General features: G+C 68.6%; 12 protein-coding genes. 6 read left to right on the top strand and 6 right to left on the bottom strand.

Translation table 11 applies throughout. The features are described 5' to 3' along the window. Window positions 1-90: 90 nt before the first annotated feature. The gene (locus ACFXJL_RS01425; RefSeq protein WP_384638123.1) at window positions 91-741 is read right to left on the bottom strand and encodes a TetR/AcrR family transcriptional regulator; all 651 of its coding nucleotides are present in this window, start codon (window positions 739-741) and stop codon (window positions 91-93) included. 257 nt (window positions 742-998) lie between these two features. Between ACFXJL_RS01425 and ACFXJL_RS01420 the strand changes: the two genes are divergently transcribed. The 4 genes from ACFXJL_RS01420 to ACFXJL_RS01405 all read left to right on the top strand — a co-directional run bounded on the left by ACFXJL_RS01420 (window position 999) and on the right by ACFXJL_RS01405 (window position 5534). After that, on the top strand, window positions 999-1973 hold the full coding sequence (locus tag ACFXJL_RS01420; protein WP_384688299.1) for a tetratricopeptide repeat protein: 975 nt from the start codon (window positions 999-1001) through the stop codon (window positions 1971-1973). Window positions 1974-2630: 657 nt separating this feature from the next. Further along, window positions 2631-3275, top strand: coding sequence for a DUF6230 family protein (locus ACFXJL_RS01415; protein ID WP_358881488.1), 645 nt, complete (start codon window positions 2631-2633; stop codon window positions 3273-3275). 104 nt (window positions 3276-3379) lie between these two features. Beyond that, entirely contained in the window at window positions 3380-3952 is a 573-nt protein-coding gene (locus tag ACFXJL_RS01410; RefSeq protein WP_358881487.1) for a DUF6114 domain-containing protein, read from the top strand. Beyond that, on the top strand, window positions 3942-5534 hold the full coding sequence (locus ACFXJL_RS01405) for a hypothetical protein (RefSeq protein WP_384688296.1): 1593 nt from the start codon (window positions 3942-3944) through the stop codon (window positions 5532-5534). Before ACFXJL_RS01410 ends, ACFXJL_RS01405 begins: the two co-directional genes overlap by 11 nt. A 130-nt stretch (window positions 5535-5664) precedes the next feature. Here the strand turns inward: ACFXJL_RS01405 and pyk are convergent, their stop codons facing one another. The 3 genes from pyk to pta form a co-directional block, all read right to left on the bottom strand. Beyond that, the gene (gene pyk, locus ACFXJL_RS01400; RefSeq protein ID WP_329023469.1) at window positions 5665-7089 is read right to left on the bottom strand and encodes a pyruvate kinase; all 1425 of its coding nucleotides are present in this window, start codon (window positions 7087-7089) and stop codon (window positions 5665-5667) included. A gap of 73 nt (window positions 7090-7162) precedes the next feature. Next, the gene (locus tag ACFXJL_RS01395) at window positions 7163-8380 is read right to left on the bottom strand and encodes an acetate kinase (RefSeq protein WP_358881485.1); all 1218 of its coding nucleotides are present in this window, start codon (window positions 8378-8380) and stop codon (window positions 7163-7165) included. A 38-nt stretch (window positions 8381-8418) separates the two neighbouring features. After that, a complete protein-coding gene (gene pta / locus ACFXJL_RS01390) occupies window positions 8419-10566 on the bottom strand; it encodes a phosphate acetyltransferase (protein ID WP_358881484.1) in 2148 nt (715 codons plus the stop codon). Window positions 10567-10951: 385 nt separating this feature from the next. On the opposite strand from pta, the gene ACFXJL_RS01385 reads away from it, so the two are divergent. Then, window positions 10952-11977: an ATP-dependent 6-phosphofructokinase gene (locus ACFXJL_RS01385; protein WP_329023475.1), complete on the top strand. Its 1026-nt coding sequence runs from the start codon at window positions 10952-10954 to the stop codon at window positions 11975-11977. Window positions 11978-11996: 19 nt separating this feature from the next. On the opposite strand, the gene ACFXJL_RS01380 is transcribed toward ACFXJL_RS01385, so the two are convergent. Continuing rightward, window positions 11997-12689 (bottom strand): response regulator, encoded by a 693-nt coding sequence (locus ACFXJL_RS01380; RefSeq protein WP_384688290.1) that lies wholly within the window; start codon window positions 12687-12689, stop codon window positions 11997-11999. Continuing rightward, window positions 12689-14536, bottom strand: a complete 1848-nt coding sequence (locus ACFXJL_RS01375; protein WP_384688287.1) for an ATP-binding protein — start codon at window positions 14534-14536, stop codon at window positions 12689-12691. Before ACFXJL_RS01375 ends, ACFXJL_RS01380 begins: the two co-directional genes overlap by 1 nt. Before the next feature lie 289 nt (window positions 14537-14825). On the opposite strand from ACFXJL_RS01375, the gene ACFXJL_RS01370 reads away from it, so the two are divergent. Then, window positions 14826-16232 carry a cation:dicarboxylate symporter family transporter gene (locus ACFXJL_RS01370; RefSeq protein WP_384688284.1) on the top strand — a complete coding sequence of 469 codons (1407 nt, stop codon included), beginning with the start codon at window positions 14826-14828 and terminating at the stop codon, window positions 16230-16232. Window positions 16233-16523 lie beyond the last annotated feature (291 nt).

Raw genomic sequence — 16523 nt, 5'->3', positions numbered from 1 at the left:
CCGTCTCGGCGTGCGCCGATGCCGATGCCGGTACCGGGGTGGGGGTCGGGACCGGTACTGATCGGGGGAGAGCCGGTCCTGGGCGGTGCGTCAGCCCTTCTTCAGGGATGTCAGCCCCAGGAGCAGCAGTGTGGTGAAGCGGTGGGCCCATGCCTCGTCGACCGGTTCCGCGCTGACCAGGGTTCGGTGGACCACCGCCCCGGCGATCACATCGAAGATTAGATCGGCGTTGCGTGCGGCGGACTCGGCGTCGTCCTCGTAGGGCAGTTCGCCGCGCGCCTGGGCGCGGGCCCTGCCCTCCAGTACCAAGCACTTCTGCCGGTCCACGATGGCGGAGCGGATACGGCCCCGCAGTGCCTCGTCCCGCGTGGACTCAGCCACCACGGCCATCAGCGCGGTCCTGGTCTCCGGTCGTTCCAGCAGCTTCGCGAACTGCAACACCACGCCTTCCACATCGGCCATCAGGCTGCCGCGGTCGGGTAGTTCGAGTTCGTCAAAGAGTACGGCCACGGCATCGATCACCAGTTCGCTCTTGCCCGCCCAACGGCGGTAGAGCGTGGTCTTGGCGACCTTGGCCCGGGCTGCCACATCGCCCATGGTCAGTTTTGACCAACCGAGATCGACGAGTGCCGCCCGGGTGGCTTCGAGGATGGCGATGTCGGCCTCGGTGCTGCGAGGGCGTCCCGTACGACCGGTACGTACTGATGTAGGGCGGGGACGGCTGCACATGACGGCGACCATACCGGCGGGTAGGCGCTTTGGTGTGAGCCAGTTCACCGGAGGAATCTCACACGCGGGAGGCGACGGAACGGAAGTCGAACAGATACGCTACGAGTCGTAGCGAAAGCGCTCAGGCGCTCCGCGACAACCACTGGCGCATCGGGTGGGGACCCCGCGCCGAACAGTTTGAGCCATGTGCAGTACCTGCGTCCATGGGTTCGTACGGTCTAAAGGTCCGTACTTTTCGTTTGCGCACGCGGAAGGGGGAGGATGTACTCATGCAGCCTAGGAACATGTCCATGAGCGGCGTCGTCGACCTCGCCGCGGTGAAGGCGGCCAACGAGGCCAAGGCCAAGGCGGAGCAGGCCCGTGCTGAGGCCGCCCGCCACGGCGGCGGGGGTGCCGTGTCCCCGTCCAGTCTGGTGATCGACGTCGACGAGGCGGGCTTCGAGCGCGATGTGCTCCAGCAGTCCGCCGAGGTCCCGGTCGTCCTCGACTTCTGGGCCGAGTGGTGCCAGCCGTGCAAGCAGCTCAGCCCGGTGCTGGAGCGTCTCGCGCTGGAGTACAACGGCCGGTTCGTCCTGGCCAAGGTGGACGTTGACGCCAACCAGATGCTGATGCAGCAGTTCGGCATCCAGGGCATTCCAGCCGTTTTTGCGGTGGTCGCCGGGCAGGCGCTGCCGCTCTTCCAGGGAGCCGCACCCGAGGAGCAGATCCGTCAGACACTGGATCAGTTGATCCAGGTCGGCGAGGAGCGCTTCGGGCTGACCGGGATCGTGGTCGACTCCGACGCGGCGCCCGCTGCGGCGGCTGGCCCTGCCCCGGTGCCCGTCGGCCCTTATGACGCCCTGCTGGAAGCCGCCGTACAGGCGCTGGACGCGGGAGACTTCGGCGGCGCCGTGCAGGCGTACCGCAATGTGCTCGCCGACGACCCCGGCAACTCGGAGGCCAAGCTCGGCCTGGCGCAGGCGGAACTGCTGGGCCGGGTCGCCGGCATGGATCCGCAGAAGGTGCGCGACAAGGCGGCGAGCGACCCCGCCGATGCCAACGCGCAGATCGATGCGGCCGATCTCGACCTGGTCGGCGGCCATGTCGAGGACGCCTTCGGGCGCCTGGTGGAGGCCGTTCGGCGCACGGCGGGCGAAGACCGCGATGCCGTACGGGTGCGATTGCTGAAGCTGTTCGAGGTGATCGGGCCGGATGACCCCCGGGTGACGGCGGCCCGCTCGGCCCTGGCTCGGGTCCTCTTCTGATTCCGACCTTGTCGGTCCGTGCTCGCGGGGGTCCCTGCGGCCCCGGCGGGTGTTGAAGTCGACGGCGGTGGCGTTCTGGGAACGCCACCGCCGCTTTTGTTGACGCGATGCCTACTAGTGGCAGCCCTTTACCAAAACTTGGTAATTCGGCGGGCTGTTACTCGTAGTAAAGCAACAGCACTCTCCTGTCCCCCTATGGTCATCGATTTCCGCATCTGGTGGGGCGATGTGCGGCACCCTGTGTGGCCGCGCGAAAGCGGTCGGCCATACCACCGGCACCGACCCGTTACTAGCCAGTAACGAACCCCCTTGTGTCCGGGCGTGGAATGCACCACGATCGGCGACGCTCGGTCCAAACACCGCAACGCCCGGTCTCCAGCCGTGTGACGCGCCTTGGGTCCCCACCGGGCCGACCGGCCTCAACGCCGGTCGCGGACAGGGGGGTTCCCGCCATCAGCGGGGCCTGTCTGAATCAGGTTGTGCGTGAGGCATCAGGCGCGACCAGTGGTTGTCGCTCGGGGGTGATCGCCGGTGCTTCGGACGCGCTATGCGCCGGACGGTACGGCGCTCTCCTTCCCGAGGACGTAAGCACTTCTCCCATTTCAGGACGGACCTGGCGGTCCGATCCGGAGATGTACGTCCGAGAAGGAGGAAATCATGGAGTCTTTGGCTCGTGGCGGAACCAGATGGAAGCGGTTCGCCCTTGTCATGGTGCCGAGCATGGCCGCAACGGCCGCAATCGGCATCGGTCTGGCCCAAGGAGCACTCGCCGCGTCATTCAGCATCTCCGGCCAGGAGTTCAAGGTCACTGCCGACTCACTCGTCGGTCACGACTTCGTTCAGTACGGCAGTGTCGCATCGGGCAAGGACCTCGAAGGGAACCCGTTCGCGGAGCCCGTCGCCGTGTCGGGCTTCAGCAGAGCCACCATCACCAACATGTGCCAGTCGGTGGTCACGCCGAAGGTGCCGTTCGTCGGCAATGTCAGCCTTGAGCTGACCGCGGGCACCGATCCCGACAATCCGGTGACCGCCAAGGACCTCTACCTCGACGTCTCCTACCTGGAGGCGGACGCCGAGTTCCGCAACATCGACATCGGGGTGGCGGCCGGTTCCGTCGGCACCCCGGGCATCCAGCCGGGCACCGAGGGGAAGGTGAATGCGAACGGCTTCGCCCAGCGCGCCGACCTGGCGACGCTGACGGGCGTCAAGCAGAAGGCGTGGGCCACCACGGCAGGCACCTTCAAGCTCAGCGGGCTCAAGTTGAAGCTGCACAAGGGCGTCAAGGAGTGCTTCCCCGGCTAGCGGGATCCGGCACATCTGGACGGGCGGGGGCGTCGGCTCTCGCCGTTGCTCCCGCCCCGTCCTCCCATCTCACCGCACGACCGCTAGCAGGGAGCTGTTTTTCCATGAGCGCCGAGTCCATGGCCACCGGACACGATGAGCACTTCCTCCGCGGCCTTCGGCGGCGGTTCAGCACCTGGCGGGGTCAACGGCCCTTCTGGGCAGGGCTGTTCACCATGCTCGGTGGCGTTCCGATCGCCTACTTCCCCTATGCCGACGTTCGGCTCGGCAATCTGACCATCGCCATGGCCACCACGGCCGGCGCCGGCTCGTTGATCATCGGTGTACTGCTGGTCACCCTCGGACTGACGATGTGGTTCCACGCACTCGTCCGGGTCTTCGCGGGCGTCGCGGCGATCATCCTGGCACTGGTCTCCCTACCGGTGGCCAACATCGGCGGCTTCGTGTTCGGATTCCTCTTCGCCATGATCGGCGGTGCGCTGTCCATCGCGTGGATGCCGGGCGAGCCACTGCCGCCGACCGTCGAACCCACCGAAGACCGTGCCGTGCCCGAGGCCGCCGCCCTCCCAGCGCAGTCCTCCATCGAGCCGGGGGAGTGGGGTGCCCAGGTCCCGGCCCCTTCGGACACACCCGAGACCACCACCGAAACCAACGGCGGGAGGAAGAGTGCAGGGTGACATCTCGCCGCTGACACCCCCCGAGGGGGACGGCGGGCGGGCCAGGAAGGGCCCCCGCCATGCGGCTCCGCGCAAGTCCCTGCTGACCAGGCTCCAACTGCCCGCGGGCAAGGCGATGGCCCTGGCCGCGATGCCGACCGCGGTCCTGGTCGGCATGGGGCTCACTCCTCGCATGGCCCTGGCCGACGAGAAGGAGATCCCCTTCGCACCCGGGCCGTGCGTCACCCGCTCGGACGAACCGGTGGAGCCCACCGAATCGCCTCCCGAACCCACCCCGACCACCTCCGTATCGCCGGGGCCTTCGCCATCGCCGTCACGGCCGACCGCCGAAACCGACGAGCCGGATGGTTCCGAGGAACCGGACGGCGAGGGCGGCGACGACGGGCGTGAAGAAGAGGACGCCCGGCCCGGTGCGTCCCCCTCGGCCCAGGACCGGCCGGCGGGCGCACCATCGGCGTCGGGATCCGGGCCGACTTCGACCCCGAAGCCGTCTCCTTCCGCCTCCAGGACCAGGAACCCGCTGGATCCGCTGGGGGTGGGCGACGCGGTCAAGGACCTCATCGAGGGGTTGGTGAATCCTTCGGCGAGGAGGTCCACCGGGGACGACGAGAAGAAACCTTCCGACCCGCCGACGGCCGCCGGTTCGGCCGAGAAGCCCATCGAGAAGCCCACCGGGAAGCCAGAGGGGAAACCCGCACGGAAGTCGGACGGGAAGTCGGACGGGAAGTCGGACGGGAAGTCGGACGGGAAACCGCCCAAGAAGTCCGACGAGCCCGGTGAAGGGTCCGGTGCGGTGCAGGGCGAAGAGTCCCGGGAAGATCCCGATGACGAGGCCCCCGACAGGCCGGACGGCGCTTCGACGGGTGCGTCGGCAGGCACCGATCGCCCGACGACGGACCTGGAGCCCTCTGCGGACCCGGAGCCCTCTGCGGACTCGGAGGCGATGCCATCCGCCGACCCGACGAAGGAAGCCATCAAGGAGGCCGCTGAGCAAGTCGGCGCCACCGTGGAGGAGTTGGACGAGGAGGCGAAGGGGCTCGAACCGAAGAAGGACGGGGACGTCCCGGATGGAGCGAAGCCGCGCTTCCCCTGCCCCACCGCCGATCCCGAGGCCCTGGCCGCCGCGGAGTTGGAGCCGGGCATCCCGGTGCTGCCCGAACACCCCTGGGAGCTGCGGAGTTCCGTGCTGACCCTACGGGGTCTGAACTACCACGGCATCGTCGAGGTGCGGACCGGCGCGGGCACCGTCAAGAAGGCGTTGAAGTTCACGGCGTCGAGCGTGGACATCAAGGACCTCCACCAGATCGCCCGGTACCCGGGAGGCAGCACGATGCACGTGAAGGCCAGGGAGGATTCCACGTCGACCATCCGGCAGGGCACGGTGACGATGTACACGGAGTCCCTGAAGGGGAATCTGTTCGGCATCATCCCGGTCACCTTCAGTCCACAGACCCCACCTCCGCTCGACGTTCCGTTCGCCGTGTTCACCGATGTCACGGTGCGGCAGGCGGGTCAGTTCGGCGGCACGCTGACCGTGCCGGGACTGCGCAACCACGTGGAAACGGGCGAGGACGACGACTGACGCTTGACTCCCGCTGTCGCATGGAGTGGCGGGGGATCCGCGAGATCTGCGGGTCCGGGGCGGACATGCCCAGGGCCGCGCTCCTCCGACGATCGCGGGAGGAGCGCGGCCCTGGGAGATGACCGGCAGGTCAGCTCTGGCCGCCCAGGTGATGGACGCGCACCATGTTGGTCGTGCCGGGCACTCCGGGGGGCGAGCCGGCAGTGATGATCATGGTGTCGCCCTCGTTGTGTCGCTGGAGCTTCAGCAGCTCCGCGTCCACCAGCTCCACCATGGCGTCGGTGTTGTGCACGTGCGGCACCACGAAAGCCTCCACGCCCCAGCTCAACGCCAGCTGGTTGCGCGTGGCGACCTCGGTGGTGAAGGCGAGGATGGGCTGACACGCGCGATAGCGGGAGAGCCTGCGGGCGGTGTCACCGGACTTGGTGAAGGCGATGAGCGCCTTGCCGTCCAGGAAGTCCGCGATCTCGCACGCCGCCCGGGCCACGGAACCGCCCTGCGTACGGGGCTTCTTGCCCGGGACCAGCGGCTGGAGGCCCTTGGACATCAACTCTTCCTCGGCCGCGGTCACGATCTTCGACATCGTCTTGACCGTCTCGATCGGGTAGGCGCCCACGGAGGACTCCGCGGAGAGCATCACCGCGTCCGCTCCGTCCAGGATCGCGTTGGCGACGTCAGACGCCTCGGCGCGCGTGGGACGGGAGTTGGTGATCATCGACTCCATCATCTGGGTCGCCACGATCACCGGCTTGGCGTTGCGGCGGCACAGCTCGATCAGCCGCTTCTGCACCATCGGGACCTTCTCCAGCGGGTACTCCACCGCCAGGTCTCCGCGGGCGACCATCACCCCGTCGAACGCCATGACGACGTCCTCCATGTTGGCGACCGCCTGCGGCTTCTCCACCTTGGCGATGACCGGCACCCGACGGCCGACCTCGTCCATGACCTTGTGGACGTCCTTGACGTCGTGGGCGTCACGGACGAAGGAGAGGGCCACCAGGTCGCAGCCCATCCGTAGGGCGAACTTCAGGTCGTCGATGTCCTTCTCGGACAGCGCGGGGACGTTGACGGCGGCGCCGGGCAGGTTGATGCCCTTGTGGTCGGAGATCACACCGCCCTCGACGACGATGGTCTTCACCCGGGGGCCCTCGATCTCGACGACCCGCAGTTCGACGTTGCCGTCGTTGATCAGGATCTGGTCGCCGTTGGATACGTCGCCCGGCAGGCCCTTGTACGTGGTGCCGCAGATGGACTTGTCGCCGTCCACGTCCTCGGTGGTGATGGTGAACTCATCGCCCCGGACCAACTCCACCGGACCCTCGGCGAAGGTTTCCAGACGGATCTTCGGGCCCTGGAGGTCGGCGAGCACTCCCAGTGCGCGGCCGGTGTCCTCGGCGGCCTTGCGGACGCGGTGGTACCGCTCCTCGTGCTCGGCGTGGGATCCGTGGCTCATGTTGAAACGGGCCACGTTCATACCGGCCTCGATGAGAGCTTTCAGCTGCTCGTACGAGTCGACGGCGGGGCCCAGTGTGCAGACGATTTTGGAACGGCGCATAAGGCGATCCTATCGGTTTGTTTCGACTCGGAATATTTCGGCTGGTGAAAAGAACACATGGGCGCGAGGGTGCTCACTCGGGCGGATTTCCACCCACCAATGCGAAGGTCTGACGGGCGATTTCCAACTCTTCGTCCGTGGGCACCACGGCCACCGTCACCCGGGCATACGGCGCCGAGATGACACGGGCCTCGCCCGACCGCTCCTCGTTGCGCCCCGCGTCCAGGGCGAGACCGAGTTCCTCCAGGCCAGCCACTGCCGCGGCCCGCACCGGCGCGGCGTTCTCGCCCACGCCGGCGGTGAACACCACCGCGTCGACCCGGCCGAGTACCGCGTAGTACGCACCGATGTACTTCTTCAACCGGTGGATGTAGATCTCGAATGCGAGCAGCGCGCGTCGATCTCCCGCGTCGATCCTTCGGCGGATCTCCCGCATGTCGTTGTCGCCGCACAGTCCCATCAGCCCGCTCTTCTTGTTGAGCAGTACATCAATCTCATCTATGGACATTCCCGCGACCCGCTTGAGGTGGAATGTCACGGCCGGGTCGATATCGCCCGAACGCGTACCCATCACCAGGCCCTCCAACGGGGTCAGCCCCATGGAGGTCTCCACGCATCGGCCCCCAGCGACCGCCGAGGCGGACGCGCCGTTGCCGAGGTGCAGCACGATCACATTGATGTCCTCGGGAGCCTTGCCCAGCAGCTTCGCCGTCTCGCGGGAGACGTAGGCGTGCGAGGTCCCGTGGAAACCGTACCGGCGGATGCGGTGCTCGTCGGCCGTCTCCACATCAATGGCGTAACGGGCGGCCGATTCCGGCATGGTCGTGTGGAATGCGGTGTCGAAGACCGCCACCTGGGGCAGGTCCGGGCGCAGTTCCCGAGCCGTGCGGATGCCCGTGACGTTCGCCGGGTTGTGGAGGGGGGCCACCGGGATGAGCCGCTCGATCTCCGCGAGCACCTCATCGTCGACGACGGTCGGTTCGCTGAACTTCAACCCGCCGTGCACCACCCGGTGGCCGATCGCCGCGAGTTCGGGTGAGTCGAGTCCAAGACCGTCGGACGACAGTTCCTCGGCCACGGCCCGCAGCGCCGCCGCATGGTCGGCGACGGGTCCGGTGCGCTCGCGTGGCTCGCTGCCCGTGCCCAGTGGTGTGTGTACCAGCCGGGACGTCTGCTCGCCGATGCGCTCCACGAGCCCGACCGCGAGCCGGGTGCCGTCGCTCATGTCGAGCAGTTGGTACTTCACCGACGACGAGCCGGAGTTGAGGACGAGTACGCGCGTGGCGGTCATGGGGCTCTCTTCGCCGAGGGAGGCTGTGGTGGACGGGTTCATCGGGACGCGGACGCTGCCGGGCCGCCCGCTGACGTCGCCGGGCCGGTCGTCGACGCGGCCGGGCCGGTCGCGGTGGGGTCCGGCTGGGCCTGGATGGCGGTGATGGCGACGGTGTTCACGATGTCGCTGACCAACGCGCCGCGGGAGAGGTCGTTCACCGGCTTGCGCAGGCCCTGGAGCACCGGACCGACGGCCACCGCACCCGCGGAGCGCTGGACGGCCTTGTAGGTGTTGTTGCCGGTGTTGAGGTCGGGGAAGATCAGCACGGTCGCCCGGCCGGCCACCTCGGATTCGGGCAGTTTGGTGGCGGCGACGCTCGGTTCGACGGCCGCGTCGTACTGGATCGGGCCCTCGATCCTCAGCTCGGGGTGCGAGCCGCGGACCCGCTCGGTGGCCTCCCGCACCTTGTCCACGTCGGCGCCGGAGCCCGAGGTGCCGGTGGAGTACGAGAGCATCGCGATCCTCGGGTCCACGCCGAAGCGGGCAGCGGTGGCCGCCGACTGGACGGCGATGTCCGCGAGCTGTGCCGCGTCGGGGTCGGGATTGACCGCGCAGTCGCCGTACACGAGCACCTTGTCGGCCAGGCACATAAAGAAGACCGAGGAGACGATCGAGGCATCGGGCTTGGTCTTGATGATCTCGAACGCGGGGCGGATGGTGGCGGCGGTGGAGTGCACCGAGCCCGAGACCATCCCATCGGCGAAACCCTCCTGCACCATCAGGGTGCCGAAGTAGTTCACATCCGCCACGACGTCGTAGGCCAACTCCACCGATACGCCCTTGTGGGCCCGCAGCTCCGCATAGCGCTCCGCGAAGGGCTGGCGCAGTTCGGAGGTGTTGGGGTCGATCAGCTGGACGTCGCTGAGGTCGATCCCGAGATCGGCGGCCTTCTTCCGGATGACTTCCAGGTCGCCGAGGAGGGTCAGATCGCAGACGTCGCGGCGCATCAGCACATCGGCCGCGCGCAGCACCCGCTCTTCGCTGCCCTCGGGCAGCACCACCCGGCGCCGGTCGGAACGGGCCTGCTCCAGCAGTTCGTGCTCGAACATCATGGGCGTGACATGGCCGCTGCGGGCGACCGCGAGTCGCTCCAGCAGTTCGCTGGTGTTCACATGGCGTTCGAAGAGGCCGAGCGCCGTCTCCGCCTTGCGGGGCGTGGTGGCGTTGAGCTTGCCTTCGAGGCCGAGGAGCTCAGCGGCGGTGGGCCAACTGGTGCCGGGAACGGAGATCACCGGGGTCCCTGGTGCGAGCCGCGAGGCCAGGGTGAGGATTCCCTCGCTGGGCCGTTCGTTCAGGGTGAGCAGCACACCGGCGATCGGCGGGGTCCCCGCGGAGTGCGCGGCGAGCGCACCGACGACCAGATCGGCGCGGTCGCCCGGGGTCACCACCATGCACCCGGGGGTGAGGGCCTTGAGGAAGTTCGGCAGCATGGCCCCGCCGAAGACAAAGCCGAGTGCGTCCCTGGCGAGTCCCGAATCATCGCCGAGCAGCACCGTGCCGCCCAGGGTGTGGGTGATCTGCGCGACGGTGGGGGCGGCGAGCGCGGGCTCGTCCGGCAGGACGTAACAGGGGACCGGAAGCCGGGCGGCCAGCCGCTCGGCTATGACCGTGCGGTCCTCGGGTGCGACCCGATTGACGACCATGGCGAGCACTTCGGCGCCGAGGGCCTCGTAGGCGCGATGCGCGTTGCGGGCCTCGGCGCGCACGGACTCGGCGGTCTGGCCCCGGCCGCCCACCACGGGGATCACGGAGGCGCCGAACTCATTGGCGAGCCGGGCGTTGATCGCGAGTTCATCGGGGAACTGGGTGTCGGCGAAGTCGGTGCCGAGCACGAGGACCACCTCGTACTCCCGGGCGACCTGGTGGAACCGTTCCACCAGCTGGGAGACCAGCTCATCGGTGCCCTGTTCGGCCTGGAGGGCCGATGCCTCGTGGTAGTCCATGCCGTAGACGGTCGCCGGGTCCTGGGCCAGTCGATAGCGTGCCCGCAAGAGCTCGAACAGTCGATCGGGGCCGTCGTGCACCAGGGGGCGGAAGACGCCGACTCGGTCCACCTGCCGGGTGAGGAGCTCCATGACCCCCAGTTCGACCACCTGGCGGCCGTCGCCGCGATCGATCCCGGTCACATACACGCTGCGCGTCACGCGTAGCTCTCCCGTCCTGCTCGCCCATGTCCGTACCGGCCCGTGCCCTCCGCCGGCCCTCGTACGGCTGCCCCGGTGTCGGCTCGTACAAAAGCTCGTACAAAAAAACCGCTGGAGGGCGGCTTTTCCCTCTTGACAATACCTCCGAGGGTAGCTAGAGCGCCTGCCGGGTTGGATGGGTGGGAAGCGCGGTGCGGAAGCCTCGGAAGAGGTCCTCACCGGGCCCTGTCGGGGTGCGTGCGGGCCGGTGTCGACGTTCTTGCCGGTAGGACGGGGGTAGCCGGAGAAAAGGTCAATGGAAGGCGTAGCCGCCGGGCGCGTGAAACAATTCATTCCTGGATCACCTGTCACCCTGGCAACACCGACGAGCAGGAGACACCGCACGATGCGCATCGGAGTTCTCACCGCAGGGGGCGACTGCCCCGGACTGAACGCTGTGATCCGGTCAGTCGTGCACCGGGCCTTGACGGGGCACGGCGACGAGGTCATCGGTTTTGAAGACGGTTTCAAGGGATTGCTGGACGGCCATTACCGCCCCCTCGACCTCAATGCCGTCAGCGGCATCCTGGCGCGCGGGGGGACCATCCTCGGCTCGGCCCGGCTGGAGCGCTCCCGACTGCGTGAAGCCGCCGAGAACTGCGGGGAGTTGCAGCGGCGGTACGGCATAGACGTACTGATTCCGATCGGTGGCGAGGGCACTCTCACCGCGTCGAGGATGCTCGCCGAGGCCGGGATGCCCGTCGTGGGCGTGCCGAAGACCATCGACAACGATATCTCCGCCACCGATCGCACCTTCGGCTTCGACACCGCGGTCACGGTCGCCACCGAGGCCATCGACCGGTTGAAGACCACCGCCGAATCCCATCAGCGGGTGATGGTGGTCGAGGTGATGGGCCGCCATGCGGGCTGGATCGCCCTGGAGTCCGGCATGGCCGGCGGCGCACACGGCATCTGTCTGCCGGAGCGGCCCTTCGAGGTCGCCGACCTGGTGAAGATGGTCGAGGAACGCTTTGCGCGCGGCAAGAAGTTCGCCGTCATCTGCGTCGCCGAGGGCGCCCACCCCGCCGAAGGGTCCATGGACTACGGCAAGGGCGAGATCGACCAGTACGGCCACGAGCGCTTCCAGGGCATCGGCAACCGGCTCGCGGCCGAGTTGGAGTACCGCCTGGGCAAGGAGGCCAAGCCGGTCATCCTGGGCCATGTGCAGCGCGGTGGAGTGCCGACGGCCTACGACCGGGTCCTCGCGACCCGCTTCGGCTGGCACGCGGTGGAGGCCGCGCACCGGGGCGAGTTCGGCCGGATGACCTCGCTGCGCGGCACGGACGTGGTGATGGCTCCGCTGGCGGACGCGGTGACGCAGCTCAAGACGGTCCCGCTGGACCGGATGTACGAGGCCGAGTCGGTGTTCTGAGCCCGCAACCCATGGGTGCTCAGCGTTGGGTGCGCAGCCAGCGGTACTGGAGTTCCGGGCGGCCGATCTGCCCGTACTGCGGACTCCGCGCCGCCCGCTCGCCCTTGACGAGGTGTTCCAGATAGCGGCGGGCGGTGATCCGCGAGATGCCCACCGCACTGCCCACCTCGGACGCGGTCATCCCCACGGCGGAGTCCCGCAGCGCGTGGGTGACGGCATCGAGGGTCGGTCCGCTCAATCCCTTCGGCAGGTCCCCGCGCTGAGGGGCCCTGAGCGGGGCGAGCGCCCGGTCCACCTCGTCCTGGCTGCTCGCCTCTCCGGCCGCTGCCCGGAACTCCGCGTACCGACCGAGCCGATCGCGCAGCGTCGCAAAGGTGAATGGTTTCAGCACGTACTGGACCACCCCCAGCGAAACCCCCTCCCGCACCACGGCCAGATCACGCGCCGAGGTCACGGCGATGACGTCGACCGCGTGCCCCGCGGCGCGTAGCGACCGCACCAGGTGCAGCCCATGGCCGTCCGGGAGGTAGAGGTCCAGCAGCAGCAGATCGACAGGGATCCGTTCCAGGGCGCGGACGGCCGCCGTCCGGGAGTGGACCACCCCGGCCACCGTGAAGCCTGAGACCCGTTCGACGTACAGGGCGTGGGCATCGGCCGCGACCGGGTCGTCCTCGACCACCAACACCCGGATGGGACTCGACGGTTCGCTCATCACAACACCTCCTGTCGAAGCGGCAGCCGTACGGTGAACTGCGCGCCGCCGTCCGGACCTGGCACCAGGTCCACCGTGCCCCCACTGCGATCCACGACCTGTCGGACGAGCGCGAGACCGAGGCCCCGACCGGAGCCATGGGTGGACCAGCCGCGGCGGAACACGTCGTCCGTGCGTTCCGGGGAGATGCCCGCCCCGGTGTCGTACACCTGGATCAGCAGTTCCCCCTCCCCGGCGAGGGCCGTCACGGTGACGCGCGCCCGTTCCAGGGAAGGGTCCGTGCCGATGTCCGTGTCGAGGTTCGTACCGATGTCCGTGTTGAGGTTCGTGTCGATGCGCGTGTCGATGTCTGGCGCGAGGTTGTGCGCGCCCCAGACCTCGGGCGCACGGGCCGGCGGGACCAGCGCCGCACCACCCCCCTCGCACCGCTGGAGCTGCTCGCCCTCGACGGCGCTTCCGCCCCCGCGCTGACCCGGTGTGCCTTCGCCGTGCCGCTCCCACACCGCCGCCCGGCTCCGTGCGGCGGCTGCATCGGACGCCGCGTCGACCGCGTTGTCGATGAGATTGCCGAGGATCGTCACCAGATCACGGGCCGCCAACGACGGCGGTAGCACCCCGTCGTCGATACGGCTGTCCGGCGCCAACACCAACTCCACCCCCCGCTCGTTCGCCTGCGCCGCCTTCCCCAGCAGCAGGGCCGCCAGCACCGGCTCACCGACCGCGCCCACCACCCGATCGGTGAGCACCTGGGCCAGTTCCAACTCTGCCGTGGCGAAGGCGAGTGCCTGCTCGGTCCGCCCCAGTTCGATGAGCGACACGACGGTGTGCAGCCGGTTGGCTGCCTCATGGGCCTGTGAACGCAGCGCCTGGCTGAAGCCGCGCTCGGAGTCCAACTCACCCGACAGGGACTGGAGTTCGGTGTGGTCGCGCAAGGTGATCACGGTGCCGCGCTGCTCGCCCCCCACCACGGGGCTGGTGTTCACCACGATGATCCGTTCGTCGGTCAGATGGACTTCGTCGACCCTGGGCTCGGAGGCCAACAGGGCGCCGGTCAGCGCCACCGGAAGGCCCAGCTCCGCGATCGACCTCCCCACCGCATCCGCGGGCAGTCCCAACAGCTCCCGCGCGCCGTCGTTGACGAGGGCCACCCGGCGCCGACCGTCGAGCATCAGCAGCCCCTCCCGTACCGCATGCAGGGTGGCCTGGTGGTAGTCGTGCAGCCGGCTGAGCTCGGCGGCGTTCATCCCATGGGTGTGGCGCCGCAACCGGGCGTTGATGACGTACGTTCCCACCCCGCCGAGCGCCAACGCTCCGCCCGCCACCGCCAGCAGCCCGGTCACTTGATCGCGCACCTGCTCGCTGATCCGGTGGATGGTGATTCCAGCGCTGACAAGCCCGGTGATCCTGCCCTGGTCATAGACGGGGACGACGGTGCGTACGGAGGGGCCGAGCACGCCCAGGTGCTTCTCACTGAAGATCTCGCCCTGGAGCGGGCGATCGATGTGACCCAGGTACTTCCGTCCGATCTGATCGGATTCCGGGTGGGTCCAACGGGTGCCGTCGGGGGCCATGATGACGACGAAGTTGACACCGGCGATCCGACGCAGCTCCTCCGTGTACGGCTGGAGCGTCGCCGTCGGATCGTCCGTGCGGGTCGCTGCGATCACCCAGGGGGAGCGGGCCACGGCCGTCGCCGTCGCCTTGGACTGGAGACGGGCCGTCTCCTCCGCCTGCCGCAGATCGGTGATGTAGGCGAACAGGGCACACCCCGCCACGATGACGGCGACCAGGACGACCTGCATCGCGAAGAGCTGTCCCGCGAGACTGCGGGGGCGGGGTAGACGCATGGGGTCAGTCTGCCCGGCGGCGCAACGGTGACGGCACGCCGCAGGTGCGCATCGACGTACGGACCGGAGCTTCGGGCTGGGGGGCAGGCGAATGCGCCCCGGTGCCCCGGGCGGTCAACAGCGCGCACCCAGCGGGTGGATGGCGCACAGGGGTCGTCCTCCCGCGAGAGCGGGCGCGGGCGCCTGCGTGAACGTAAAGCACGCAACGGTGACCCGGGTCACAGTCTGTTGGATAGTCGCGGAGATCCGTGCGGGGCGCACGGGCGCCCACGGTTCGAAGGAGGCACCCTTGACACCACCACCAGCAGCAGCGGCCGGCAGGCGGGACCGAACGCACTATCTCTACATCGCCGTCATCGCGGCAGTCGTCCTCGGTGTGACCGTGGGGTTCGTGGCCCCCGGCGTCGCCGTGGAACTGAAGCCGATCGGTACGGGGTTCGTGAACCTCATCAAGATGATGATCTCCCCGGTCATCTTCTGCACGATCGTCCTGGGCATCGGCTCGGTGCGCAAGGCGGCCAAGGTCGGTGCGGTCGGCGGGTTGGCGCTCGGCTACTTCATCGTCATGTCGACGGTGGCGCTCGCCATCGGTCTGCTCGTCGGCAATGTGCTGGAGCCCGGTTCGGGACTCCAGTTGACCGAGGCGACGCGGGCGGCGGGGGAGAAGCAGGCGGAGGGCGCCGGGGGCGAGTCCACCGCGGACTTCCTCCTCGGCATCATCCCGACCACCCTGGTCTCCGCCTTCACCGAGGGCGAGGTGCTCCAGACCCTCCTGGTGGCACTGCTCGCCGGCTTCGCGCTCCAGGCGATGGGTGCCGCGGGTGAGCCGGTGCTGCGCGGCATCGGACACATCCAGCGACTGGTGTTCCGTATCCTCGCCATGATCATGTGGGTCGCCCCGGTGGGTGCGTTCGGCGCGATCGCCGCCGTGGTCGGTGAGACGGGCTTGGACGCGCTGAAGTCGCTCGCCGTGATCATGATCGGCTTCTACATCACCTGTGCGCTGTTCGTCTTCGTCGTCCTGGGCGGCCTGCTGAAACTGGTCTCGGGCGTCAATCTGCTCTCCTTGCTGAAGTACCTCGGCCGTGAGTTCCTGCTGATCCTCTCCACCTCGTCGTCGGAGTCGGCGCTACCGCGGCTGATCGCCAAGATGGAGCACATGGGCGTCAGCAAGCCCGTGGTCGGCATCACCGTCCCCACGGGCTACTCCTTCAACCTCGACGGCACCGCGATCTATCTGACGATGGCCTCTCTCTTCATCGCCCACGCGATGGGTGATCCGCTGAGCGCCTCCGAGCAGATCTCCCTGTTGATCTTCATGATCATCGCGTCGAAGGGAGCGGCGGGAGTCACGGGCGCCGGCCTGGCGACGCTGGCCGGCGGCCTTCAGTCGCACCGGCCCGAACTGGTCGACGGAGTCGGTCTGATCGTGGGGATCGACCGCTTCATGAGCGAAGCCCGTGCGTTGACCAACTTCGCGGGCAATGCGGTGGCGACCGTCCTGGTCGGCACCTGGACCAAGGAGATCGACCGGGAACGGGTGGACGCCGTACTGGCCGGACGCATTCCCTTCGACGAGAAGACCCTGCTCGACGAAGGCCATGGCGATCCCGTCGCGGCACCCGCGGTGGATCTGGGCAAGGAATCCGACCTGCCCCGCTCCCGGGCCGAACAGGACACGGCCGCCAAGGTGTGAAGCACGCTTCCAGCGGTCCGATCCGCCCCAAGTCCCCTCAGCGCAAGGCTGATTGAACCGCTGTCCCGGGGGCACATGCGTACCGATCCCCCCGCTCGGCCCGTCCTTCGCTTCCCCCACGGCGGAGGGCGGGCCGTGGTCCATTTCCCGGACGACTACGACCGGTACGGGCCTCCCGGCGATGGGTGTGCCTGGCCGCGACGGACACCGCACAGGGCGCCCCTCCCCAGATGGGCGCGGCAGGAAAGGGCCCGCTGCCGTCCGGGGTTCCGGACGGCAGCGGGCCATCAC

It is taken from the genome of Streptomyces sp. NPDC059256, assembly GCF_042753785.1.
Lineage (GTDB): Bacteria > Actinomycetota > Actinomycetes > Streptomycetales > Streptomycetaceae > Streptomyces.
This window is presented reverse-complemented; position numbering and strand designations above follow the sequence as displayed.

What these genes read in the sequence shown, in the direction of transcription:
- ACFXJL_RS01425 (WP_384638123.1), bottom strand. Translation starts at nt 741, where the DNA reads ATGGTCGCCGTCATGTGCAGCCGTCCCCGCCCTACATCAGTACGTACC.
- ACFXJL_RS01420 (WP_384688299.1), top strand. Translation starts at nt 999, where the DNA reads ATGCAGCCTAGGAACATGTCCATGAGCGGCGTCGTCGACCTCGCCGCG.
- ACFXJL_RS01415 (WP_358881488.1), top strand. Translation starts at nt 2,631, where the DNA reads ATGGAGTCTTTGGCTCGTGGCGGAACCAGATGGAAGCGGTTCGCCCTT.
- ACFXJL_RS01410 (WP_358881487.1), top strand. Translation starts at nt 3,380, where the DNA reads ATGAGCGCCGAGTCCATGGCCACCGGACACGATGAGCACTTCCTCCGC.
- pyk (WP_329023469.1), bottom strand. Translation starts at nt 7,089, where the DNA reads ATGCGCCGTTCCAAAATCGTCTGCACACTGGGCCCCGCCGTCGACTCG.
- ACFXJL_RS01395 (WP_358881485.1), bottom strand. Translation starts at nt 8,380, where the DNA reads ATGACCGCCACGCGCGTACTCGTCCTCAACTCCGGCTCGTCGTCGGTG.
- ACFXJL_RS01385 (WP_329023475.1), top strand. Translation starts at nt 10,952, where the DNA reads ATGCGCATCGGAGTTCTCACCGCAGGGGGCGACTGCCCCGGACTGAAC.
- ACFXJL_RS01380 (WP_384688290.1), bottom strand. Translation starts at nt 12,689, where the DNA reads ATGAGCGAACCGTCGAGTCCCATCCGGGTGTTGGTGGTCGAGGACGAC.
- ACFXJL_RS01375 (WP_384688287.1), bottom strand. Translation starts at nt 14,536, where the DNA reads ATGCGTCTACCCCGCCCCCGCAGTCTCGCGGGACAGCTCTTCGCGATG.